26 protein-coding genes are annotated in these 23,346 nt (G+C 64.4%); 10 read left to right on the top strand and 16 right to left on the bottom strand.

Features of this window, described 5'->3' with window-relative positions; all coding sequences use genetic code 11:
- Positions 1-181: 181 nt before the first annotated feature.
- The 6 genes from rplI to G3N59_RS17700 form a co-directional block, all read right to left on the bottom strand.
- A complete protein-coding gene (gene rplI / locus G3N59_RS17725; RefSeq protein WP_205983934.1) occupies positions 182-634 on the bottom strand; it encodes a 50S ribosomal protein L9 in 453 nt (150 codons plus the stop codon).
- 27 nt (positions 635-661) lie between these two features.
- Positions 662-937, bottom strand: coding sequence for a 30S ribosomal protein S18 (gene rpsR, locus G3N59_RS17720; protein WP_205983933.1), 276 nt, complete (start codon positions 935-937; stop codon positions 662-664).
- Between the two features lie 2 nt (positions 938-939).
- Complete coding sequence (priB, locus tag G3N59_RS17715; protein WP_027818338.1) at positions 940-1,239, bottom strand: primosomal replication protein N; 300 nt, start codon at positions 1,237-1,239, stop codon at positions 940-942.
- Between the two features lie 44 nt (positions 1,240-1,283).
- Positions 1,284-1,655 carry a 30S ribosomal protein S6 gene (gene rpsF, locus G3N59_RS17710; RefSeq protein WP_027818337.1) on the bottom strand — a complete coding sequence of 124 codons (372 nt, stop codon included), beginning with the start codon at positions 1,653-1,655 and terminating at the stop codon, positions 1,284-1,286.
- Between the two features lie 236 nt (positions 1,656-1,891).
- Complete coding sequence (locus G3N59_RS17705) at positions 1,892-2,788, bottom strand: zf-HC2 domain-containing protein (RefSeq protein WP_205983932.1); 897 nt, start codon at positions 2,786-2,788, stop codon at positions 1,892-1,894.
- The gene (locus G3N59_RS17700; protein ID WP_205983931.1) at positions 2,778-3,581 is read right to left on the bottom strand and encodes an RNA polymerase sigma factor; all 804 of its coding nucleotides are present in this window, start codon (positions 3,579-3,581) and stop codon (positions 2,778-2,780) included. Before G3N59_RS17700 ends, G3N59_RS17705 begins: the two co-directional genes overlap by 11 nt.
- Positions 3,582-3,830: 249 nt before the next feature.
- Between G3N59_RS17700 and G3N59_RS17695 the strand changes: the two genes are divergently transcribed.
- Both G3N59_RS17695 and G3N59_RS17690 read left to right on the top strand, forming a co-directional pair.
- Positions 3,831-4,739 carry a metallophosphoesterase gene (locus tag G3N59_RS17695; RefSeq protein WP_205983930.1) on the top strand — a complete coding sequence of 303 codons (909 nt, stop codon included), beginning with the start codon at positions 3,831-3,833 and terminating at the stop codon, positions 4,737-4,739.
- Positions 4,740-4,756: 17 nt separating this feature from the next.
- The gene (locus tag G3N59_RS17690; RefSeq protein ID WP_205983928.1) at positions 4,757-5,143 is read left to right on the top strand and encodes a cupredoxin domain-containing protein; all 387 of its coding nucleotides are present in this window, start codon (positions 4,757-4,759) and stop codon (positions 5,141-5,143) included.
- 34 nt (positions 5,144-5,177) lie between these two features.
- Here G3N59_RS17690 and G3N59_RS17685 read toward each other — a convergent pair whose 3' ends face one another.
- Positions 5,178-6,089, bottom strand: coding sequence for a substrate binding domain-containing protein (locus G3N59_RS17685; protein ID WP_205983927.1), 912 nt, complete (start codon positions 6,087-6,089; stop codon positions 5,178-5,180).
- 201 nt (positions 6,090-6,290) lie between these two features.
- Between G3N59_RS17685 and gcl the strand changes: the two genes are divergently transcribed.
- The 3 genes from gcl (at position 6,291) to G3N59_RS17670 (ending at position 9,946) form a co-directional block, all read left to right on the top strand.
- Positions 6,291-8,066, top strand: coding sequence for a glyoxylate carboligase (gcl, locus tag G3N59_RS17680; protein ID WP_205983926.1), 1,776 nt, complete (start codon positions 6,291-6,293; stop codon positions 8,064-8,066).
- 105 nt (positions 8,067-8,171) lie between these two features.
- A complete protein-coding gene (hyi, locus tag G3N59_RS17675; protein WP_205983924.1) occupies positions 8,172-8,969 on the top strand; it encodes a hydroxypyruvate isomerase in 798 nt (265 codons plus the stop codon).
- Positions 8,885-9,946 (top strand): 2-hydroxy-3-oxopropionate reductase, encoded by a 1,062-nt coding sequence (locus G3N59_RS17670; RefSeq protein ID WP_321815859.1) that lies wholly within the window; start codon positions 8,885-8,887, stop codon positions 9,944-9,946. Before hyi ends, G3N59_RS17670 begins: the two co-directional genes overlap by 85 nt.
- A 406-nt stretch (positions 9,947-10,352) precedes the next feature.
- On the opposite strand, the gene G3N59_RS17665 is transcribed toward G3N59_RS17670, so the two are convergent.
- The 6 genes from G3N59_RS17665 to G3N59_RS17640 all read right to left on the bottom strand — a co-directional run bounded on the left by G3N59_RS17665 (position 10,353) and on the right by G3N59_RS17640 (position 16,695).
- Positions 10,353-11,372 carry an asparaginase gene (locus tag G3N59_RS17665; protein WP_205983921.1) on the bottom strand — a complete coding sequence of 340 codons (1,020 nt, stop codon included), beginning with the start codon at positions 11,370-11,372 and terminating at the stop codon, positions 10,353-10,355.
- A 157-nt stretch (positions 11,373-11,529) separates the two neighbouring features.
- Positions 11,530-12,456 (bottom strand): CysB family HTH-type transcriptional regulator, encoded by a 927-nt coding sequence (locus G3N59_RS17660; RefSeq protein WP_205983920.1) that lies wholly within the window; start codon positions 12,454-12,456, stop codon positions 11,530-11,532.
- Positions 12,457-12,557: 101 nt separating this feature from the next.
- Entirely contained in the window at positions 12,558-13,616 is a 1,059-nt protein-coding gene (locus G3N59_RS17655) for a sulfate ABC transporter ATP-binding protein (protein WP_205983919.1), read from the bottom strand.
- A gap of 2 nt (positions 13,617-13,618) precedes the next feature.
- Positions 13,619-14,593: a sulfate ABC transporter permease subunit CysW gene (gene cysW / locus G3N59_RS17650; RefSeq protein WP_205983918.1), complete on the bottom strand. Its 975-nt coding sequence runs from the start codon at positions 14,591-14,593 to the stop codon at positions 13,619-13,621.
- Positions 14,590-15,480 carry a sulfate ABC transporter permease subunit CysT gene (cysT, locus tag G3N59_RS17645; RefSeq protein WP_205983916.1) on the bottom strand — a complete coding sequence of 297 codons (891 nt, stop codon included), beginning with the start codon at positions 15,478-15,480 and terminating at the stop codon, positions 14,590-14,592. Before cysT ends, cysW begins: the two co-directional genes overlap by 4 nt.
- A 171-nt stretch (positions 15,481-15,651) precedes the next feature.
- Positions 15,652-16,695, bottom strand: coding sequence for a sulfate ABC transporter substrate-binding protein (locus G3N59_RS17640; protein WP_205983915.1), 1,044 nt, complete (start codon positions 16,693-16,695; stop codon positions 15,652-15,654).
- Between the two features lie 303 nt (positions 16,696-16,998).
- On the opposite strand from G3N59_RS17640, the gene lexA reads away from it, so the two are divergent.
- The 3 genes from lexA (at position 16,999) to G3N59_RS17625 (ending at position 18,850) form a co-directional block, all read left to right on the top strand.
- Positions 16,999-17,649: a transcriptional repressor LexA gene (gene lexA, locus G3N59_RS17635; protein ID WP_205983914.1), complete on the top strand. Its 651-nt coding sequence runs from the start codon at positions 16,999-17,001 to the stop codon at positions 17,647-17,649.
- Between the two features lie 56 nt (positions 17,650-17,705).
- Complete coding sequence (locus G3N59_RS17630) at positions 17,706-18,077, top strand: hypothetical protein (RefSeq protein ID WP_205983913.1); 372 nt, start codon at positions 17,706-17,708, stop codon at positions 18,075-18,077.
- 89 nt (positions 18,078-18,166) lie between these two features.
- The gene (locus G3N59_RS17625; RefSeq protein ID WP_205983912.1) at positions 18,167-18,850 is read left to right on the top strand and encodes a DUF2939 domain-containing protein; all 684 of its coding nucleotides are present in this window, start codon (positions 18,167-18,169) and stop codon (positions 18,848-18,850) included.
- An 84-nt stretch (positions 18,851-18,934) separates the two neighbouring features.
- Here the strand turns inward: G3N59_RS17625 and G3N59_RS17620 are convergent, their stop codons facing one another.
- Positions 18,935-19,405: a universal stress protein gene (locus tag G3N59_RS17620; RefSeq protein WP_205983911.1), complete on the bottom strand. Its 471-nt coding sequence runs from the start codon at positions 19,403-19,405 to the stop codon at positions 18,935-18,937.
- A gap of 359 nt (positions 19,406-19,764) precedes the next feature.
- Here G3N59_RS17620 and nodI point away from each other — a divergent pair, with 359 nt between their 5' ends.
- Positions 19,765-20,673, top strand: a complete 909-nt coding sequence (gene nodI, locus G3N59_RS17615) for a nodulation factor ABC transporter ATP-binding protein NodI (protein ID WP_205983910.1) — start codon at positions 19,765-19,767, stop codon at positions 20,671-20,673.
- A gap of 62 nt (positions 20,674-20,735) precedes the next feature.
- Positions 20,736-21,581, top strand: a complete 846-nt coding sequence (locus G3N59_RS17610; protein WP_205983909.1) for an ABC transporter permease — start codon at positions 20,736-20,738, stop codon at positions 21,579-21,581.
- 2 nt (positions 21,582-21,583) lie between these two features.
- On the opposite strand, the gene G3N59_RS17605 is transcribed toward G3N59_RS17610, so the two are convergent.
- On the bottom strand, positions 21,584-22,006 hold the full coding sequence (locus G3N59_RS17605) for a hypothetical protein (RefSeq protein WP_205983908.1): 423 nt from the start codon (positions 22,004-22,006) through the stop codon (positions 21,584-21,586).
- A 143-nt stretch (positions 22,007-22,149) separates the two neighbouring features.
- Positions 22,150-23,250: a permease gene (locus tag G3N59_RS17600; protein ID WP_205983907.1), complete on the bottom strand. Its 1,101-nt coding sequence runs from the start codon at positions 23,248-23,250 to the stop codon at positions 22,150-22,152.
- Between the last annotated feature and the right edge of the window lie 96 nt (positions 23,251-23,346).

Genomic DNA, 23,346 nt, shown 5'->3' with positions numbered 1-23,346 from the left:
CAAGCTTCAAAAAGTGCAAAAGGCAATGCGCGCGATTGACGGGTGCCTGGCCTGCGATCCGGCAAGCGCGCAACAAAAAAGGCAGAAGCCCTGCGGCTCCTGCCTTTCTTGTTTTTATGCGTCGCTTATGTGCCGAGGCACAGCGCTGGCAACCCTTGCGGGCCGCCGGCAGCGAGCGTGCTTAGGCGTGCTCGCCTTGCACCGACACCGAAACGTCGACGAGGACGTCCGTGTGCAGTGCAACTTGAACCGGGTGCTCGCCAACCATCTTCAGCGGGCCTTCCGGCAGACGCACTTGCATCTTTTCGACAGCGAAGCCAGCCTTGACCAGCGCTGCTGCGATGTCTGCGTTCGTGACCGAACCGAACAGACGGCCGTCGACGCCAGCCTTCTGGCCGATCGTGACGGTCAGGCCGTTCAGCTTTTCGCCTTCGGCTTGAGCGGCTGCCAGCTTTTCAGCAGCAGCCTTTTCGAGTTCAGCGCGGCGAACTTCGAATTCGGCGATTGCGTCCTTCGTAGCACGGCGTGCCTTCTTGTTCGGGATCAGGAAGTTACGTGCGTAACCGTCCTTGACCTTCACGATGTCGCCGAGGTTACCCAGGTTGACGACTTTTTCCAGAAGAATGATCTGCATTCTATTGCTCCTTATCGCGTCGTCTTATTAGGCCTTGTGCTGGTCGGTGTACGGCATCAGCGCGAGGAAACGCGCGCGCTTGATAGCCGTGTCCAGCTGACGCTGATAGTGGGCCTTCGTACCCGTCAGACGTGCCGGCGTGATCTTGCCGTTTTCGCCGATGAAGTCCTTCAGCGTATCGATGTCCTTGTAGTCGATCTGATCGACATCAGCAGCCGTGAAGCGGCAGAACTTCTTACGCTTGAAGAGCGGGTTTTGTTGTTGACGACGCTTGTCGAATTTCTTACCAGTCGGGCGGGGCATGATTAGTCCTTTCCTGTGCCTTGCATTTCGGTGATGTGAAACACCAGGGTTCGTGCGTTGCGGTGCTTTTTGGCCAGAAAACCGGTGAAGAGCGCTTCCGCGCCCAACTCGCAGCTTTCGACCAGACCGCAGGCCTTGCCTGCCGCCACCGCGGGCATCGTCAGTTCGACGAAGCGGGGAATCCCGGCTTCGACGACTTCCGTGCGGTGCTGCAACGTGACGCTGGCAATCGGAACGCCGGCGGGTGTGTACCGCACCGGTTCGCGTTCGACGACGCTAGCCGTAAGTTGCAACCTGTTCACGCGATTGGCTTATTAGGCAGTTGCTCGAATCCTGATGGCTTTACTTAAGCCTGCGCTTCGGTCGGCTGGGCAGCCGCCTTCTTGGCTTCTTCGCGCTGCACTTCCTTCATCATCGGCGACGGGCCGGTTTCGGCCTTCTTCATCTTGACGATCAGGTGACGCAGGACAGCGTCGTTGAACTTGAATGCGTGTTCCAGCTCGTCGAGCGTGGTCTGGTCGCATTCGATGTTCATGCAGACGTAGTGAGCCTTCGCGAGTTTCTCGATCATGTAGGCCAGTTGGCGACGGCCCCAGTCTTCGATACGGTGGATCTGGCCACCGTGCGACGTGATCGTGCTCTTGTAACGCTCGATCATTGCGGGCACTTGCTCGCTTTGATCGGGATGCACGATAAATACGATTTCGTAATGACGCATATTCACTCCTTGTGGATTAAAGCCACCCGGGCGTCGGAACCGGTGCGGCAAGTGAGAAGCCGAAGAGTATAGCGCGAGCAGACGACTCCCGCAACTGGATTCGACGGCTTGCGTGGTGATTCGGGCGTGAATTCAAGGACTTGCACGAGTTCGCGCAGGTTTTGCCAGAGCAAATTCGGGCGCTTGGCGGTGGGTTCACGCCCGATTCACGCCCGATTCGTAGACAAATCACAGACTCAGGGGCGCGCTTCCACACCCGTCGAACCATCGGCGAGACGCGTATCGAGCGCCGCGCGCAGGCCGACCAGCGCATCCGGCCCCGCATCCGTCACCGCCCACCAGGTCATGCCGGCCGCCTGCCAGCGCAGCAGCGAATAACCGTCGCTCGCGCGCGGCGGCGCGGCGTGCTGTGCGGGGCCGGCCGAACCGGGCGGAAAGACGTACAAGTCGATCACATGCTTGCGGAAGCGATAAACCAGCACGGCGACGCGTTCGCGCCCGACATAATCGAGCCGCCCTCCTACGAGCGGAAAGCCCTGTGCGGTGAAATCCTCGACCGGCGGCGCGTAGTCGATGCGGCCGTTGAACCACGGCTTCACGGTATGGCGGTCGGTGGAAATCACATCGAGATCGCGCCCCGAAATCTGCGCGCGAATATGACTCGCGACGATTTCATCGACGAACGCACTATCGGCGGCCGGTGTGCGCAGATGCAAAGTCACGGTAACGCCCAGCGCACAGAGCAGCAGAATCGCGCTGCCGAACCACGCAAGGCCTGGCGCGCGAACGCCAGGCGCTCCGGCGGCGGCAGGCCACTGCGGCCACAACCGCTCCCGCCAGCCGCGGTTTCTTGCGGGTTTGACACGATCCGCTGCACGCGGCGGCTGATTCGCCACCTCGGCATCGAACGTTTCGACAGGCGGCAACGCCGCCACGATGCGCGCGGCCAGGCCATCGGGCGCGCGGTGATACGGCGCTTCACGGGTGATCCGGGCAATCGCTTCGACCTGCGCCACGGCGCGGCGGCACGGCACGCAGCCGGCCAGATGTTCGCGCACACGCCATTCGTCGGCGGCGGACAGTTCGCGGTCGACGCTGGCATCGACCAGCGGACGCGCTTCGTCACAGTTCATCGGGCGCCTCCGTGGTTCGCGGGGTCAAGGCATCGCCGCAGCGGCGATCCTGCGCGCGTGGTTCGTGCGCTCCGCCGTCGACGGCCGGCTCCTCGCGGAACCGGCCGTCTGGCCCCCGGCCGGATGGTCTCCAGGCTTTACTGCTACTTCCCCCGACTGCTGAACCGCTCATTGCCCGGCCGCCCTTTCGGTCGTTCCCGGGCGTCGCAGCGCCATGCCCCTGCACCGCCAGCATCGCCGCGAGGCGCTTGCGGGCACGGGCGAGACGCGACATCACCGTACCGATCGGCACGTCGATGACCGTGGCGATCTCGCGATATTCCAGTTCCTCCAGCTCGCGCAGCACCAGCACCTCGCGATACTCGACCGGCAACCGTTGCAGCGCCTCATGCACATGCCGCGACGACTCCGCGCGAATCGCCAGCGTTTCCGGGTCGATGCTGCCCGTGTCCCAGCCGTCCGGCGGCAGGTCGTCGCGCAACTCGTCGAACGGCGCGACCTCTTCCGCGCCCGCGCGCCGCCGCCACTCGTCGTACCAGACGCGCCGCACGATCGCCAGCAGCCAGGGCCGCGCCTCGTCGCCGCGAAAGGCATCGAAGAAACGGAACGCCCGCAAAAACGCTTCCTGCACGATGTCTTCGGCGTCGCCGGGATTGCGCGAGAGCCAGCGCGCGAGGTTGTAGGCGGCGTCCAGATGCGGCAACGCCAATGCCTGAAAGCGACGGCTGCGTGCCGCCACTTCCATCGCCTCCTGCGCCTGTCTTTCGTGCTGACCGTTCGCGGTTTCGCCCACGTCGTCCCCTCGTGTCGCACGCCTGCTGCCCACTGTCTCGCGCCCGTGCCGTCGCTTTGTTCCAACGCCTGCATTACCGCGCTAGCGGCCAGTTTATTCCCGCTCGATGCGCACGAAAACCAAAAATAAATCGGGAATGTTTGCTCACGAAAAGCGGTACGACAGGCAGGCCGGAAAGCAAGGCAAGACTCCAGCCGACGTCCCCAAACATCGGATCAATGTGCAGATTTTCCTGACGAGGAGACCACCATGTCCCACTCCACCGCCTCGCTCAAGCGACGCGATTTTCTCAAGCTGGCCGCGCTCGGCGGCGGCGCCGTGTTCGCCTCGGCGTTGCCCGGCTGGGCAGCGGGTCAATCCGCCGGTCATGCCGACTTCTTCTTCGTGCAACTCTCCGACGCCCACTGGGGTTTCGAAGGCCCGGCCGTCAATCCCGATGCGAAAGGCACGCTGCCCAAGGCCATCGCCGCCGTCAACGCCCTGCCCGTCACGCCCGATTTCGTCGTGTTCACCGGCGACCTCACGCACACGACCGACGACCCCGCCGTGCGCCGCGCACGCATGCGCGAGTTCCAGCAGATCGTCGGCGGCCTGCGCGTGAAGCCGCTCTATCTGATGCCCGGCGAGCACGATGCGAGTCTCGATAACGGCGCGGCGTTTCGCGAACTGTTCGGCGCGACGCACTACACCTTCGATCATCGCGGCGTGCATTTCATCACGCTCGATAACGTCTCCGATCCGGGTGGCCGTATCGGCGATGCGCAACTCGCCTGGCTCGCCGACGACCTGAGCCGCCAGCCCGAGGACGCGCGCATCGTCGTCTTCACGCACCGGCCGCTATTCGATCTCGCGCCGCAATGGGACTGGGCCACGCGCGACGGCGCAGCAGCGATTGCGCTCTTGCAGAAGCACGCGAACGTGACCGTGTTCTACGGCCATATTCATCAGGAGAACCACACGATGACGGGATCGATTGCGCATCACGCCGCGCGCTCGCTGATGTTCGCGCTGCCCGCGCCGATGTCGCAGCCGCAAAAAACGCCTGTGCCCTGGGATGCGGCCGCGCCGTACAAGGGACTGGGCTGGCGCGATATCGCCGTGGATGGCACGCCGCAGGCATTCGCGCTCACCGAAATGCCGATCCGCAACGTGGGTTGAGACGCCAGGAGACCGAGATGCTGAAACTTCACTTTCTACGCGCGAGCCAACCGCGCCTTGCGCGCCGCCGCTGGCTGGCGCTTGCGGCGGCGGGCGTTGCGGCGTTGAGCCGTCTGGACGCCCAGGCTGCGCCGCGCGTAATCAAGGTTCACGCGCGACGCTTCGTGTTCACGCCCGATCACATCACGCTCGCGCCGCACGAGAGCGTGATATTCGAAGTCACCTCGCAGGACACGACGATGGGCTTCTCGATTCCGCAATTCGGCGTGCGCGCCGATGTGCCGCCGGGCGCGGTGGTACGCGTCGCCGCGACGGCGGGCGATGCGGGCAACGTGCCGTTTCTCTGCGATATCTTCTGCGGATCGGGCCACGAATCGATGAACGGCGTGATTATCGTGGGGTGAATCCAGTCGGGAAGAATCGGTCGGATAGAACCGCTCAGACCACCCCGCTCCAGTAACCCGGCCGGGCGTAGACATCCTTCAGATAATCGATGAAGTAACGCACCTTGGCCGGCACATAGCGCTGCTGCGGATACACGGCAAGAATGTCGTAATCGGGCAGCGCGTATTCATCGAGTACGGTTTCTAGCTCGCCGCGCGCGAGTTGCGCGTCGATTTCCCACGTGGACCGCCAGCCCAGCCCCAACCCTTCCGTCACCCAGCGATGCAGCAACTCGCCGTCGTTACAGTCGAGATTGCCGCCCACGCGCACGGTCGCGAGCTTGCCATTGCGGCGGAAATACCAGCCGCGGTTCTGCCCGCCCTGCAGGTTGAACGCCAGGCAATTGTGGCCGGGCAGATCTTCGAGCGTCTTCGGCCGCCCGTGCTTGCGGAAATACTCGGGCGTGCCGCACACCACGCGCCGGTTCGTCGCCAGCTTCACGGCGACGAAGTTCGGATCGACCGAACCGCCGATGCGGATCGACAGGTCATAGCCCTCGCGCACCAGATCGACCACGCGGTCGGTCAGATTGAAGGACACCTGGAGTTCGGGTTTATCGGCGAGAAAATCGGGCGCGAGCGGCGCGACGTGCTTGCGCCCGAACGCCGCCGGCGCCGACACGATCAAGTGACCGTTCACCACGCGCCGCCCCACCGAAAGTTCGTTCTCCGCCTGCTCCCATTCCGCCAGCAGGCCGCGGCAGCGCTCCAGAAACGCCGCACCGTCTTCGCTCACCACCAGACGCCGCGTCGAGCGATACATCAGCTTCACGCCCAGACGCTTTTCCAGCGCGTCGATACGCCGCCCGAGGATCACGGGCGACACGCCTTCCTCCAGCGCCGCCGCCGCGAGGCTGCCCGCCTCGGCCACGCGCACGAAGGTTTCGATCTGCTTGAAGCGATCCATTGCTTTGTCTCCTTCTGTCTCCGGCATTGGCCGCAAACGCCCGCCACACCGTCATTCCATACTTTTTGTTTCGAAATAAGCGACTGGGACTGATCTTATCAAACCTTTCGTGCGTCCCTAAAGTGAACCTCAAGCGCTGTATTCACTGCGCGCTATTTTCAGCGCGTCATTCAAGGCTTTTGCGACATTCAGGAGACAACCATGGCCAAAATGAGAGCCGTCGACGCCGCCGTGCTGGTGCTCGAGAAAGAAGGCATCGATACCGCCTTCGGCGTGCCGGGCGCCGCGATCAACCCGTTCTACTCGGCGCTCAAGAAGGCCGGCAGCATCACCCACGTGCTGGCGCGCCACGTCGAAGGCGCTTCGCACATGGCCGAAGGCTATACGCGTGCGCAGCCGGGCAATATCGGCGTGTGTATCGGTACGTCGGGCCCCGCGGGCACCGACATGATCACGGGCCTCTACTCGGCACAGGCCGACTCGATTCCTATCCTCGCGATCACGGGTCAGGCGCCGCGCGCACGTCTCCACAAGGAAGACTTCCAGGCCGTCGATATCGAATCGATCGCCAAGCCGGTCACCAAGTGGGCCGTCACGGTGCGCGAACCGGCGCTCGTGCCGCGCGTGTTCCAGCAGGCGTTCCACCTGATGCGCTCGGGCCGCCCGGGCCCGGTGCTGGTCGATATGCCGATCGACGTGCAACTCGCCGAAATCGAATTCGATATCGACACCTATGAGCCGCTGCCGGTCTACAAGCCGCGCGCGACGCGCAAGCAGATCGAAGCCGCGCTCGAACTCCTGAACGCCAGCGACAAGCCGCTGATCGTCTCGGGTGGCGGCGTGCTCAACGCGGCCGCTGAAGACCTGCTCGTGCAGTTCGCCGAAACCGTGGGCGTGCCGGTGATCCCGACGCTGATGTCGTGGGGCGCCATCGCCGACGACCATCCGCTGATGGCCGGCATGGTCGGTCTGCAGACCTCGCATCGCTACGGCAACGCCACGATGCTGGCTTCGGATTTCGTGCTCGGCATCGGCAACCGTTGGGCCAACCGTCACACGGGCAGCGTCGAGGTCTACACGAAGGGCCGCAAGTTCGTGCACGTCGATATCGAACCGACGCAGATCGGCCGCGTGTTCGGGCCGGATCTGGGCATCGTCTCGGACGCGAAGGCCGCGCTCGAACTGTTCGTCGAAGTGGCGCAGGAATGGAAGGCCGCGGGCAAGCTCAAGGACCGTAGCGAGTGGGTGGCGGACTGCCAGCAGCGCAAGGCCACGATGCATCGCAAGACGCACTTCGACAACGCGCCGATCAAGCCGCAACGCGTCTACGAAGAGATGAACAAGGCATTTGGCCGCGACACCTGCTACGTCAGCACGATTGGTCTGTCGCAGATCGCCGGTGCGCAGTTCCTGCACGTCTACAAGGCGCGCAACTGGATCAACTGCGGCCAGGCCGGCCCGCTCGGCTGGACGATTCCGGCAGCGCTGGGCGTGCGTGCCGCCGATCCGTCGCGCCCCATCGTGGCGCTCTCGGGCGACTACGACTTCCAGTTCATGATCGAAGAACTGGCGGTGGGCGCGCAGTTCAAGCTGCCCTACGTGCATGTGCTGGTGAACAACTCGTATCTGGGCCTGATCCGCCAGGCGCAGCGCCAGTTCGACATGGACTTCTGCGTGCAGCTCGCGTTCGAGAACATCAACGCGCCGGAATTGAACGGCTATGGCGTCGATCACAAGACCGTGGTCGAAGGTCTGGGCTGCAAGGCGCTGCGCGTGTTCAAGCCGGAAGAGATCGCTCCGGCGCTCAAGCAGGCGCAGTCGATGGCCGCCGAGTTCAGCGTGCCGGTCGTGGTCGAAGTGATCCTCGAACGTGTGACCAACATCTCGATGGGCACGGAAATCGACGCGATCAACGAGTTCGAAGAACTCGCCGACAAGCCCGAGCACGCCCCGACGGCGATCTCGCTGCAGTCCTGAAGACCGCTGTAGCCGAACGACGTAACCGCAAGATCCGCTTTTCGCCTCAGCCCTGATGCGCGAAAAGCGGATTCCCTCCCTCACTGACGCCCCGCGAGACCTCAAATGCCGAAATTCGCAGCGAATCTCACCATGCTGTTCAACGAAGTGCCGTTCCTCGACCGCTTTGCCGCGGCTGCCGAGGCGGGCTTCGAAGCCGTCGAATTCCTGTTCCCCTACCCGTTCAAGGCCGCCGAACTGGCCGAGCGGCTGGAGGCGAACAAGCTCAAGCTCGTGCTGCACAACCTGCCCGCCGGCAACTGGGAAGGCGGCGAGCGCGGCATTGCGTGCCTGCCGGATCGCCGTGGCGAATTCCAGGAAGGCGTGGGCCGCGCGATCGAATACGCGAAGGCGCTCAAGGTGCCGCAACTGAACTGCCTGGTCGGGATTCCGACGGCGGGCATCGACCGCGACACGGCGCTCAATTCGATCGTCGACAACCTGCGCTATGCGGCCGGCGAACTCAAGCGCGAAGGCATCCGCCTGCTGGTCGAACCGTGCAACAGCTACGACATTCCGGGCTTTGCGCTGAATCGTTCGGCCGAAGGGCTGGACGTGATCGACAAGGTCGGCTCGGACAATCTGTTCCTGCAGTACGACATCTATCACATGCAGCGCATGGAAGGCGAACTGGCCGCGACCATCAAGAAGCAGTTTGCGAAGATCGCGCACATCCAGCTCGCCGATAACCCGGGCCGCAACGAGCCGGGCACGGGCGAGATCAACTATCCCTTCCTGTTCGATCTGCTCGACTCGCTCGGCTACGCGGGTTACGTAGGCTGCGAATACAAGCCGAAGACCCAGACCGTCGACGGACTGGGCTGGCTGCGCGGCGCGCAGCAGCGCGCGGCCGAACTGGCCTGAAACCAGCCAGCCTCAAGCACTGTAAATCGACACATCGAACCGAATTCGACTCAACGGAGACACACAAGATGGCAAAGATTGGATTTATCGGCCTCGGCATCATGGGCGCGCACATGGCGCGCAACCTTCAGAAGGGCGGCCACTCGCTCGTCGTGAACGGCAAGTTTCCGGTGCCGGACGATCTGCGCGCGAGCACCGCTGTGGTCGCCGATTCGACCGCGGTGGCGCAGGAATCGGAAATCATCATCCTGATGGTGCCTGACACGCCCGACGTGCAAAACGTGCTGTTCGCCGATGACGGCGTCGCCAAGGGTCTGTCGGCCGGCAAGCTGGTGATCGACATGAGCTCGATCTCGCCGCTGGAAACGCAGCAGTTCGCCAAGCAGATCAACGCGCTCGGCTGCGACTACCTCGACGCGCCGGTCTCGGGCGGCGAAGTCGGCGCACGCGACGCAACGCTCTCGATCATGGTCGGCGGCCCGCAGAAGTCCTTCGATCTGGCCAAGCCGCTGTTCGAGATCATGGGCAAGAACATTTCGCTGGTTGGCGATAACGGTGCGGGTCAGACCACCAAGGTCGCGAACCAGATCATCGTTGCGCTGAATATCGAAGCCGTCGCCGAAGCGCTGCTGTTCGCGGCTCGCTCGGGCGCCGATCCGGAGCGCGTGCGCAAGGCGCTGATGGGCGGTTTCGCGTCGTCGCGCATTCTCGAAGTGCACGGCGAGCGCATGACGAAGCGCACCTTCAACCCGGGTTTCCGCATCGAACTGCACCAGAAGGATCTGAACCTGGCGCTCGACGGCGCACGCAAGCTCGGCATCGCCCTGCCCCACACGGCCAGCGCGCAGCAACTGTTCAGCGTGTGTGCAGCGAACGGCGGCAAGGCATGGGATCACTCGGCGATGATTCGCGCGCTGGAAATCATGGCGAATTTCGAAATCGCCGAAGCGCCGGCATCGCAGGCGAAGGCAGCTTAAGTACGTCAAGCAGGAGTCGTCGATTAGAGGACGAAGCGATGCGCGCGTGGGCCCGTGCGCATCGCCTCCCGCAACATTGTTCATGCAGGCGGCCCGCGACACAGACACGCACACAGACACGCATTCAGGCTGGCGCGGCATCAGGCACGCGACGGCCGCAGGTGGGGCGCTTCGTGGCGGCGGCAACCGCTGCGGGGCAAATCGGGGCCGCTCTGGGCTGAGAGCGGCCAGTGGGGTCCGAAAGCGGCACCCGGCGACGACGGGGAAGCCTTGGTCGGTCAGACGTCGTCATCGGGTGTCCGCGTACGGATCGCGATATCCCTCATCCAGATAAAAATCGCTGGAAAACAAAAGGGCCTTGCGGAGGTTGCTCCGCAAGGCCCTTGGTGTTTGCTGCGCGTGATGCTTAATACGTATCGAACACGCGTTGCAGATCGGCCTTTGCGCTCGCGCCCGCGGCCAGCGCGAGCATCAGCAGCACGCGCGCCTTGAACGGGCTGAGCGTGCCCGCCGAGACGAAGCCGAGCGCATCGTCCTTCGCCGCGCCGTTATGCATCACGTGACCCGAGCCCACGCGCGACGCGCGCACCACGGCAATGCCCTTCGCCACCGCATCGGCCAATGCCTGTTGCAGCGTAGCGTGGATCGAGCCGTTGCCCGTGCCCGCGACCACGATGCCGCGCACGCCAGCCTGCACCAGCGCATCGACGGCGATGCGCGACACGCCCGCATAGCTCGTGACGATCTCCACGTGCGGCCAGACGGTATCCGCCTGGAACGGCGTATCGGCCGTATGCGCACGCAACGCGCGCCGCTGGAACTCGACGCGGCCATCCTGCACCCAACCCAGCGCGCCGATCTCGGGCGACTGGAACGCATCGACGGCATAGGTGCTCGTTTTCACGACATCGCGCGCGCAGTGGATGCGGTTGTTGAACGCCACCAGCACGCCCTGCCCGCCTGCCTGGCCGCTCGCGGCCAGCGTCACGGCATTGAGCAGATTGAGCGGACCATCGGCGGACAACGCCGAAGCCGGACGCATCGCCGCCGTCAAAATCACCGGCTTCGCGCTTTTCACCGTGAGATGCAGCACGTAGGCGGTTTCTTCGAGCGTATCCGTGCCGTGCGTGATGACCACGCCGTCGATATCGTCGCTCGCGAGCAATGCGTTCACGCGCTGCGCAAGCGTGCTCCAGAGCGCGAACGACATATCCTTGCTGTCGACGCTGGCCACCTGTTCGGCGTGAATCTGCGCGACCGCATCGAGGCCGGGCACGGCCGCCAGCAGTTGCGCGACGCCGATCACACCGGCCTGATAGCCGGCGGTATTGGCCGCATCGGGCGCGGAGCCCGCGATCGTGCCGCCGGTCGCGAGCACGGCGATACGCGGCAGCGCCGCGCTTTGGGTAGTGTTGGATGTATTCATGGCCGCGATTTTAAGCGATCCGCCGCACGCCGCGATCTGGCGGAAAACCCCGCCGGCCCACGACTGCGCGAACGCACGTGCAGAAATGGCGGCAACCGCACAAACGAAAACGGCGGCACGCAACCGTGCCGCCGCTTAAAAAACCACTACCACGCGCTCAAACCACTTCGCGCAACTGGCTGGCGATCTGCTGCTCGGTCAGTTGCGGCGCGAACATCTCGATCAGGCGATACGCGTACTGACGCAGGAACGCACCCTTGCGCAGACCCACGCGCGTCGTGCTCGCCTCGAACAGATGCTGCGTATCCAGCGCCACGAGTTCGCTGTCGCGTTTCGGGTCGTAGGCCATCGCCGCGACCACGCCGATACCCATGCCCAGTTCGACGTAAGTCTTGATGACGTCCGCGTCGATAGCGGTCAGCACGACATCGGGCACCACGCCCACTTTCGCGAACGCCTGGTCGATGTGCGAGCGGCCCGTGAAGTCCTGGTCATAGGTGATGATCGGATATTCGGCGATCTCTTCGAGCGTGAGATTTTCGCGGCCCACGAGCGGATGCGTCTTCGGCACGACGACCGTGTGATGCCACGAGTAGCACGGGAACGTCACGATATCGGGGAAACGGTCGAGCGCTTCGGTCGAGATGCCGATATCGGCCTCGCCGTTGATGATCATCTGCGCGATCTGCTGCGGGTTGCCCTGACGCAGCGCCAGATGCACCTTCGGAAACACCTCGCGGAACTGGTGCACGACCTTGGGCAATGCGTAGCGCGCCTGCGTGTGGGTGGTCGCGACCACCAGATGGCCGCTGTCCTGATCGGCGAACTGGCGCGCGACGCGGCGCAGGTTTTCGGCGTCGAGCAGCATGCGCTCGATCAGCTGATGCACGGCCTTGCCCGGCTCCGTGAGGCCCGTGAGACGCTTGCCGCGGCGGATGAAGATATCGACGCCCAGCTCGTCTTCGAGATCCTTGATCTGCTTCGAGACGCCCGACTGCGACGTGTACAGCACGTTCGCCACTTCGGTCAGGTTCATGTTCTGCCGCACGGCTTCGCGCACGAAACGCAACTGCTGAAAATTCATGTTCTTCTCTCCGGAACTGCCGACCTGATTTTTATAAGCTCGTTATTGTGTGTTGATGCGTGTGTTGACGCGTGTGTTGATGCGCGGTTCAAGCGCCCCGCTCACTGCGCCGGAAACACGCGCAGCCCGCGCGGCACCGCCGTCACGCCGTCGCCCACGGCCAGATTCAGCGAGCGCCACGCCTCGCGGTCGAGTTGCGCTTCGAGCGCGCCGCCCGAGCGGCTTTCCAGTTCCACACGCACCGAACCGCCCAGCGTCACCACACGGCGCACATCGACGACGATGCCATCGCGATGATCCGCGGCGTCGCGATGCAGCACGATATCGTGCGGACGCACATAAGCGAGCGCCGGGCCTTCGAAGGCGGCCTCGACCGCGATCGGCTGCGCCGCGCCATCGGCGACGAAACCGCCCGCCGCCACCTTGCCGCGCAGACGGTTCGCCGCGCCCAGGAACTCGTAGACGAACGACGTCTGGGGATGATCGTACACGTCCTGCGGGCTGCCGACCTGCTCCACATGACCGTGATTCATCACGACGATGCGATCGGCCACTTCAAGCGCCTCTTCCTGATCGTGCGTGACGAAAATCGTCGAGATATGCAGATCGTCGTGCAAACGGCGCAGCCAGCTACGCAACTCCTTGCGCACCTTGGCGTCGAGCGCGCCGAACGGCTCGTCGAGCAGCAGCACCTTCGGCTCCACGGCCAGCGCGCGGGCCAGCGCGATACGCTGACGCTGGCCGCCCGACAGCTCGGACGGATAACGCTGCGCAAGCCAGTCGAGTTGCACGAGCTTGAGCAGTTCATGCACTTTTTCGCGGATCTGCGCTTCGGACGGACGCTCGCCGCGCGGCTTCACGCGCAGGCCGAACGCCACGTTTTCGAACACCGTCATGTGACGGAACAGCGCGTAATGCTGGAACACGAAGCCCACCTGACGCTCGCGCGCACCGGCCGCGCCCACGTCCTGGCCTTGCAGCACGACCTGGCCTGCATCGGCATATTCGAGACCGGCGATCACGCGCAGCAGCGTGGTCTTGCCGCAACCGGAGGGCCCCAGCAGCGCGACGAGTTCGCCCGGCGGAAAGTCGAGCGAGACGTTGTCGAGTGCCGTGAAATCGCCAAAGCGCTTCTGCAAATTGCTGACGGTGATGCCCATGATTACAGCTCCTGTTGAAGCGATTGACGCGCTGCGCCGGTACGGGGCGCGGGTTGCGAATGGGTTGCGGACGACGAAGCATGCGCGGCCGCCGGGCCGGCAAACGCGGGCACATCGTCGTCGCGCAGTGCGGCGTTCATATGGCGCTCCGCGAGCAGCTTGAGGCCGAGCGTCACGAGCGCGAGCAGCGCCAGCAGCGAAGCCACGGCAAATGCGGCCGCAAAGTTGTATTCGTTGTAGAGAATCTCGACGTGCAGCGGCATGGTGTCGGTCTGGCCGCGGATGTGGCCCGAGACCACCGAAACCGCGCCGAACTCGCCCATCGCACGCGCGTTACAGAGAATCACGCCGTACAGCAGACCCCAGCGGATATTCGGCAGCGTCACGCGGCGGAACATCTGCCAGCCCGAAGCGCCGAGCACGTGCGCGGCTTCTTCCTCGTCGTTGCCTTGCGCCTGCATCAGCGGAATCAGTTCGCGCGCGACAAACGGGAACGTCACGAAGATCGTCGCCAGCACGATGCCGGGCACCGCGAAAATGATCTGCACGTTATGGTCGGCGAGCCACGGTCCGAACCAGCCCTGCGCGCCGAACATCAGCACATAGATCAGGCCGGAAATCACCGGCGAGACCGAAAACGGCAAGTCGATCAGCGTGGTCAGCAGCGCCTTGCCGCGGAAGTCGAACTTGGCGATGGCCCACGAAGCAGCCAGGCCGAACGCGCAGTTCAGCGGCACCGCGATCCCCGCCGTGATCAGCGTGAGCTTGATGGCGGCGAGCGCATCGGGATCGGCGAGCGATTCGAAATAGAAGCCGATGCCCTTCGAGAGCGCCTGCCAGAACACCGCCACGAGCGGCACCACGAGGAACAGCGCGAGAAACACCAGCGCGATCGTGGTCAGCAGCCAGCGCACCCACGGCGCTTCGGTGACCGGGTCCGGTCGGCCAGCCTGCGGTTTGCGAATCGTCGAACTCATTGCACACCTCCCGTTGCCGTTTGGGCGCTTACCGGCGCCGCGCTGGCCGCGCCACGACTCGTGCGCCGCTGCAGATACCACTGCAAGGTGTTGATAAAGAGCAGCATGAGAAAGGACACGCAGAGCATCACCACAGCCAGCGCGGTCGCGCCCGCGTAGTCGTATTGCTCGAGCTTGGTGATGATGAGCAGCGAGGTGATTTCCGACTTCATCGGCACATTGCCGGCGATAAAGATGACCGAGCCGTATTCGCCCAGCGCGCGCGCGAATGCGAGCGCGAAACCCGTGAGCAGCGCCGGCAGCGCGGCGGGCAGCACGACGCGGCGAAACGTCAGCCAGCGCGACGCGCCCAGGCACGCGGCGGCCTCTTCCTGCTCGCGCTCGAACTCTTCGAGCACGGGCTGCACGGTGCGCACGACAAACGGCAGGCCGATAAAGGTCAGCGCCACCAGCACGCCCAGCGGCGTAAACGCCACCTTGAGCCCAAGCGGCTCCAGATATTGGCCGATCCAGCCATTGCCCGCATACACCGCCGCGAGCGAAATGCCCGCCACGGACGTGGGCAGCGCGAACGGCAGATCGACGAGCGCGTCGATGACGCGCTTGAACGGGAACGTGTAGCGCACCAGCACCCACGCCAGCAGGAAGCCGAACACGGCATTGATGAGCGCCCCGCCGAGCGCGGAGAAGAACGTGAGGCGGTACGACGCGATCACGCGCGGCGACCACACGGCGCGCACGAACTGCGCCCAGTCGAGCGTCGCGGTCTTGAGGAAGGTCGCCGCGAGCGGGATCAGCACCACGAGGCTCAGATACGCCACCGTAATGCCGAGCGTCACGCCGAACCCGGGCAAGGCGCCAGGCTTCTGTAATCGGAACGTCGTCATGCTCTATCTCTTCACATGGGTTGCGCGGCGTCTTCTGCAACTTCAAGGCGTGCAGGCCGCTGCGCCGAAAGGCGCGCCTCGTTGGGCGCGCCTTGTTTTATGGTGCTTTTAGGTTTGCTGCTTGCTGCGAGATGCTGCTTGCGGCTCGTATTGCAGCCCTTACTGCAACTCTTACTGCGGCTGATAAATCGAGTCGAACACGCCGCCATCGGCAAAGTGCGTCTTCTGCGCGTTGGTCCAGCCGCCGAAGGTGTCATCCACCGTGTAGAGCTTGAGCTTCGGGAACTTCGCCGTGAGTGCCGCCGGCACCTTGTCCGAACGCGGACGGTAGAAGTTCTTCGCGGCGATCTCCTGACCTTCCTCGCTATAGAGGAATTGCAGATACGCCTCGGCCTGCTTGCGCGTGCCTTTCTTGTCGACGACCTTGTCGACCACGGCCACCGGCGGCTCGGCCAGAATGCTCACCGACGGCACCACGATCTCGAACTTCTCCGGCCCGAACTCCTTGAGCGACAGGAAGGCCTCGTTTTCCCAGGCGATCAGCACGTCGCCGATCCCGCGCTGCACGAAGCTGGTGGTCGCGCCACGCGCACCCGAATCGAGCACGCCGGCGTTCTTGTAGAGCTTCGTGACGAATTCCTTGGCCTTCTGGTCGTTGCCGCCCGGCTGGTGTTCCGCATACGCCCAGGCCGCGAGGTAGTTCCAGCGCGCGCCGCCCGAGGTCTTCGGATTCGGCGTGACGATCGACACACCCGGTTTGGTCAGATCGTCCCAGTCCTTGATGTGCTTGGGATTGCCCTTGCGCACAAGAAACACGATCGTCGAGGTGTACGGCGAGGCGTTATCGGGCAGACGCTTTTGCCAGTCCTTCGCGACGATGCCCTTGTTGGCCAGTGCGTCGATGTCCCAGGCCAGCGCCAGCGTCACCACATCGGCCTGCAGGCCGTCGAGCACCGAGCGCGCCTGCGCGCCCGAGCCGCCGTGCGACTGCTTGATCGTGAGCGTTTCGCCGGTCTTGGCCTTCCACTGCTTGATGAAGGCTTCGTTGACCTCCTGGTACAGCTCGCGCGTCGGATCGTAGGAGACGTTGAGCAGAGAGGTATCCGCGTGCGCAGCCGGCGCCATCGCGACCATGCCCAGCAGCGGCGCCGCGCCGATAACCAGTTTTGCCGCCAGTGTCGTGAACCAGCCGCGCCCCGTAGTGCCTTGTTTCATCCCGCTTTCTCCGTGTTGTCGTGTGCCGTGTGGTGCTGCGCGCCACCGCGTTCTTGTCTGTGCGGCGATCGATGAAGGCCAGTCTAGCGATTGGCTTACATTATTAAAAATGATGTTTTTTCATTTTTTAATACGCAAAAGTGGTAAGGGCGGATAAATCGGCTGTCGGAGCACGTTTTCGTCCGTCAGACCATCGCAAAACGCCGTTGTAGCGCCACCCAAACGACAAACCTCAAGTAACACTTGAAAAGCGGCGAGTACTGTATAAAAATACAGCTACCTGTTCAAACATACAGTGTCGACATGACCAAACTCACCGCACGACAGCAGCAGGTTTTCGATCTGGTCCGCCGCGCGATCGAGCGCACCGGCTTTCCGCCCACGCGCGCCGAGATCGCTGCCGAACTCGGCTTCAGCTCGGCAAACTCCGCTGAGGAGCACCTTCGCGCGCTGGCGCGCAAGGGCGTGATCGAACTGGCTGCGGGCGCCTCGCGCGGCATCCGCCTGATGCCGGGGCCCGACGACCTGCCGCATCAATTCACGCTGCCGCACGCAAGCATCATGCAGCTCACGCTGCCGCTGGTTGGCCGCGTGGCCGCGGGTAGCCCGATCCTCGCGCAGGAACATATTTCGCAGAACTATGCGTGCGACCCGGCGCTCTTCTCGAGCCGCCCCGACTACCTGCTGAAGGTGCGCGGGCTGTCGATGCGCGACGCGGGCATCCTCGACGGCGACCTGCTCGCCGTGCAGAAGAAAGCCGAAGCGAAGGACGGCCAGATCATCGTCGCGCGTCTGGGCGACGACGTGACCGTGAAACGTCTGAAGCGTCAGCCCAACGGTATCGAGCTGATCGCCGAAAACCCCGACTACGACAACATCTTCGTCGCCGCCGGCAGCGCTGAATTCGCGCTCGAAGGCATCGCCGTCGGTCTGATCCGTCCCACCGAATTCTGATAATTCCGACCGCGCCTTGTCAGCGCCTGGTCCGCGCATCTTCTGGAGAGAGAGTCATGGAACGCCTTGCCCGCCTGTTGCCCTTCCGTCAATTCGGCCGTCTGCGCCATCTGCGCGGGATCGCGTCGTGTGCATTGCGCGACGCGCGCGCCTCGGCGGCAGCGCTCAATGGCTCGCTCTTCGAGAACACCGCTGAAGAGACGTACACGCCGGAACTGCCGCCCCTGCCGTCGGCACAACCTGCGTTCGCACGCGTATCGCTCAACAGCACGCTGAATACGGAACAGCCGGATCGCCGCGCGCCGGTGCGCGTCTATCACGGTCCGTCGCGCCTCATCATGGTCGGTACGATGGATGCGGTGTGCCGCGCGCTCGACCGTTGCATCGCCGAACAAACCGGTGACATGCCGGTGGCACTGGCGAAGTAACAAGCTGTTTCATGGGAAATTTTCTGGCGCGCGGGCGGTCAACACCCTGATTGAACTTTTGCCCCGTTCGCGCGGGGCCGCCCTGCCCGATGACCCAACCGACTGTCTCCACGCCTTCAGGCGCGTCCTCGAACTGGAAGAAACCCGTTGCGATTGCAGTCGCGGCGGTGGCCGTTGTCGCGGCGCTCGGCTATGGCTATGCGTCGCCGTACATCGCGCTCAACCACCTCAAGCAGGCGGCGGATGCGCGCGACGCTGTCGCGTTGAACGAATACGTCGATTACCCGGCGTTGCGCGTGAGTCTCAAGCAGCAGGTTGGCGAGATGCTGCAGGAGCGCATTCACGCGCAGCACAGTAGCAATCCGTTGTTGATGCTGGGCGCGGTGATCGGCTCGGCGTTGATCGGGCCGCTGGTGGATGCGTACGCGACACCTGAAGGTGTGGCGGCGCTGCTCAATGGCATGCCGCCCACGGGCAAGCCCGGCGATCGCCCGGCACCGCCGCCGCCCGGTACGCAGGCTTCATCGGCACCGGCTGAAACAGCGCCGCCGGCGCAGCAACCCGCGCCTGCCAATACGGATACGTCGCAAGCGCCGCCGCGTGCGCAAACCTCGGCGGGTTATCGCAGCCTCAATGAATTCGCCGTGACATGGCAGCGCAGCGCGAGCGACGAGCACTATGCCGCCATCCTTCAGCGGCACGGGCTTTTCTCGTGGAAGCTTGCTGCGGTGGAATTGAACAACGCGAATGCCGGCAACGGCGCGGCCAATTAATCGAACGCCATTGAACCGCTACGCGCCCAGCCATTGCGACTGGGCGCATGTCACTGCCTGTCACCGACAGAACACGGCGCGCCGTTACGCGGCCGCTTGCTGCTGCTTCTCTTCGGCTGCCGAAGAACACGCCACCAGAATGCTGCACGACACGCGATCGAGCAGCGGCGTAGTGCCCGCGCCCATCCACCAGCGCGACAGCCCCGTGCGGCAGCGATGCCCCACCACCACCAGATCCGCCTGGATTTCATTGGCCAGATTGGCAATTTCGTCGATCGGATGACCGAACGCGAAATGCCCCTGCGCGCGCACGCCGCGCTCGGTGAGCCAATCGACGCCTTCCTGCAGGATCTCGCGCGCCGTTTCTTCGAAGCGCCCGCACGCCACATCGGTCAGCAGACCGGCGCTTTGCGCGATGGTCGAACGCATATCCACCACCGAAAGCAGGTGCGTTTCCGCCTGCAGATCCAACGCCAGATCGGCGCCGCAGCGCAGCGCCTTGCGGCCCTCGCGCGAGCCGTCGTAACAGAGCAGAATCTTTTTGTAGCTCGCCATGATCGCTTCTCCCCACCCGCTCGAAGCGCAGGTTGTAACTGCATGATGGTGCGCCGCAATTCGGCGCGCAAGGGTTGGAAAACGCCAGGTAAGCATGCACTGTCCATGCACCGTTCTGGCGCCTCGAAAGCCTTACGGCATGGGCCTTGCGCTGATTCTCGATGCTTGCCGCGACAGCCATTGCCACAGCATCGTAATCGCGTTTGTGGCGCGGGCGCGCGCCACCTCGCGCGCGGCGATGCACTAGAATAGGCCGCCTTGCGACGTGCGACGCGTGCACCCCATGCACGCCAAACGCACGGTCGAAGCGACGCTTCAGGCGAACCCAAACCGACGATAAAACCGGAAAACGGTACGACATGCCCGCCATCGAATTCGAGCAGGTAATCAAACACTATGGAGACCGGACGGTCGTGAACGGCCTCTCGTTCAACGTCGTCCCCGGCGAATGTTTCGGACTGCTCGGCCCTAACGGCGCGGGCAAGACCACGACGCTGCGCATGCTGCTCGGCATTGTTTCGCCCGATGCGGGACGCATCAGCCTGTGCGGCGAGCCGGTGCCCGCGCGGGCGCGTCACGCGCGCGCACGCGTCGGCGTCGTGCCGCAGTTCGACAATCTCGATCCCGATTTCACCGTGCGCGAAAATCTGCTCGTGTTCGGCCGGTATTTCGGGCTTTCGGCGAGCGAGGCGAAGGCGCTCGTCGCGCCGCTGCTCGAATTCGCGCGCCTTGAAAGCAAGGCCGATGCGCGCGTGAGCGAGCTGTCCGGCGGCATGCGCCGGCGTCTCACGCTCGCCCGCGCGCTCGTCAACGACCCCGATGTGCTGGTGATGGACGAACCCACCACCGGGCTCGATCCGCAGGCGCGCCACCTGATCTGGGAGCGGCTGCGCTCGCTGCTCGCGCGCGGCAAGACGATTCTGCTCACCACGCACTTCATGGAAGAAGCCGAGCGGCTGTGCAACCGCGTCTGCGTGATCGAGGAAGGCCGCAAGATCGCCGAGGGCGCACCGAAAGCGCTGATCGAATCGGAGATCGGCTGCGATGTGATCGAGGTCTATGGACCGGACCCGGCCGCGCTGCGCGACACGCTCGCGCCCTTCGCCAAGCGCACGGAAATCAGCGGCGAGACGCTGTTCTGCTATGTCGACGATCCCGCGCCCGTGCATGCGCAATTGCGCCCGCGCTCGGACCTGCGTTATCTGCATCGGCCTGCGAATCTGGAAGATGTTTTCCTGCGGCTGACGGGCCGCGAGATGCAGGACTAAGCCGCGGCATTCAGCCCCCAACGCACGCAGCGAAACCATCCAGCAGAACAGCCGATTACGCCATGCAGACACGCACTCAACCTCCGCCGCCTACCCGCCCCACGCGCCCCGCCCACCCGCCGCTGCGCGAGCCGCGCGCGGCCCTGCCCTCGAACGCGACGCACTGGATCGCCGTGTGGCGGCGCAACTATCTGGTCTGGCGCAAGCTCGCCATCGCGTCGATGTTCGGCAATCTCGCCGATCCGATGATCTATCTGTTCGGTCTGGGTTTCGGCCTCGGCCTGATGGTCGGGCATGTGGACGGCGTCTCGTACATCGCGTTTCTGGCGGCGGGCACGGTGTCGTCTTCGGTGATGATGTCGGCGAGCTTCGAGTCGATGTACTCGGGCTTTTCGCGCATGCACGTGCAGCGCACGTGGGAGGCGATCATGCACACGCCGCTCTCGCTCGGCGACGTGGTGCTCGGGGAAGTGATGTGGGCCGCCAGCAAGTCGATGCTCTCGGGCGCGGCCATCATGATCGTGGCGGGCGGGCTCGGCTATGCGAGCTTTCCGTCGATGCTGCTGGCGCTGCCCGTGATCGCGCTCGCGGGCCTCGCCTTCGCGAGCTGCGCGATGATCGTCACCGCGCTCGCGCCGTCCTACGACTTCTTCATGTTCTATCAGACGCTGGTGCTCACGCCGATGCTGCTGCTCTCGGGCGTATTTTTCCCGATCACGCAGTTGCCGCCCGCCGCGCAGCACATCACGCTGATGCTGCCGCTCGCGCATGCCGTCGATCTGATCCGGCCGGCCATGCTCGGGCGGCCTGTCGAGCACGCCGCGCTGCATCTGGGCGTGCTCGCGTTCTACATCATCGTGCCGTTCAGCATCGCGTCGATCCTGTTCCGGCGCCGCATGATGCGCTGAAGTCAGTCTTCGTCGTCGCCCCAGGGAATATCGACGTCCGAAATAAACGCGACCGTGGCGAACGGACCGCCTTCCTGACGGCCGATCTTGCCGTCCGAGCGATGCCACTCGACGCGGAACACCGTCGCCTGGGTCTGCGCGTGCAGACGCACGGTGCGGATTTCTTCCGGGTCGGCTTCCTCGACGGGTTCGTCCAGCGAGATCAGCAGTTGCTGCGGCCAGAGGCCGTCGGCGGGATCGTAAATACGGTCGCCGTCGGGGATCGAGACGTGCGCCTGCACGCCGATGGTCGCCGAAGCCTCGACGATCATCTTGCCGAGCGCGCGCAGCACCGCCGTCGCGCGTGCGGAATTGGCCTGGCGGATCGCGAGGTCGCCGCGCGTGAGCGCCTGTTCGAGTTTCGGATTGGTTTTTTGCTGTGCCATACCGTTTCCTGGGCCTGAGCCCTCATCTATGCGGACGGCCTGGCGGCCATCCGCGGTCTTAAGCTTGATCGTTAAAACGTCGTCGTTAGCGCGCGATCGCTATCGATTCATCGTAGCACCGCGGCCATTGACCCGACGCGCATTCAGGCCGCTACGCCGAACCCCAGCCCCACGGCCGCCAGCCCGGACACGATGCCGAACAGCACGACCACCACCGCCACGAGCGTCAGCACGCGCGGACGGAACGAGCCTGCCAGCATCGCCAGCGACGGCACGCTCACGGGCGGCAGCGTCAGCAGCAGCGCGCCCGCCGGGCCAACGCCCATGCCGAGCGCCAGCATCGCCTGAATGATCGGCACTTCGCCGGCAGTCGGAATCACGAACAGCATGCCCGCCACCGCAAACGCGACGATCCAGCCGATGCTGCTGGTGACGTCCGGGCCGATGTGCGGGAACAGCCACGCGCGCGCCGCGCCCAGCAGCAGCACGAGCACGATGTACTCCGGCACGAGGCGCACGGCCATGCGCGCAAAAATCCGCGCCCAGCGCGCGAACACATTGCCGCCTTCGGCCTGCTGGCGCGCGAGCAGCGCGAGACGGTCGTCGGCGGCGCGCGCTTCCTGCGGCGTCACAAGACGGTTGGCCAGCCAGCCGAGACCAAACACCAGCAGCACGCCGAGCACCAGACGCAGCGCGCTCCATTGCCAGCCCAGCACGAAACCCATGAACACGAGCGTCGCGGGATTGAGCACGGAATTGCCGAGCCAGAACGCGATCGCGCCGCCCGCCGACGCATTGCGCGCACGCAGACCCGCCACCACGGGCGCGGCGCAGCAGGTGCACATCATGCCCGGCACCGACAGCAGACCGCCCGCCGCCACGCTGCCGAACCCGCGCCGCCCAAGCACGCGCGCGACCCATTGCACCGGCAACAGCGCCTGCACGCCGGAGCCGAGCAGCAAGCCCAGCACCATCGCTTGCCAGATCGCCTTGCCGTACGCGAGGGCGTAGTCGAGCGCGGCGCCCAGCGACGGCGCGGGCGCGCTGGCCGAAGCGCCCATCAGGATCGATTTGCCGATCGAATGGGTCGATTCGGCGGTGAAAGCGCGGTGGTAATAAGGGAACCACTTCACGTAAAACAGGCCGGCCACGGCCAGCAACAGAAAAATGGCCCAGCCATAGCCGGGCACGGCCGCGCCGGATTGAGGCGACTGTGGCGATTGCGCGTTCGGTGCGCTCGTCATCGTGGGGTACTCCGCAAAGGGCGATAGGTCTAAGGATTGATTGCAAACGAGCCGCGCGGAACGTTTTCGGCGCAGGACGCGCGAATGGCCCGATCG

Origin of the sequence: Paraburkholderia sp. Ac-20340 (assembly GCF_017104965.1) — a bacterium.
GTDB lineage: Bacteria > Pseudomonadota > Gammaproteobacteria > Burkholderiales > Burkholderiaceae > Paraburkholderia.
Note: the sequence above shows the minus strand (reverse complement) of the source record. Positions and strands in the feature narration are given on the sequence as shown.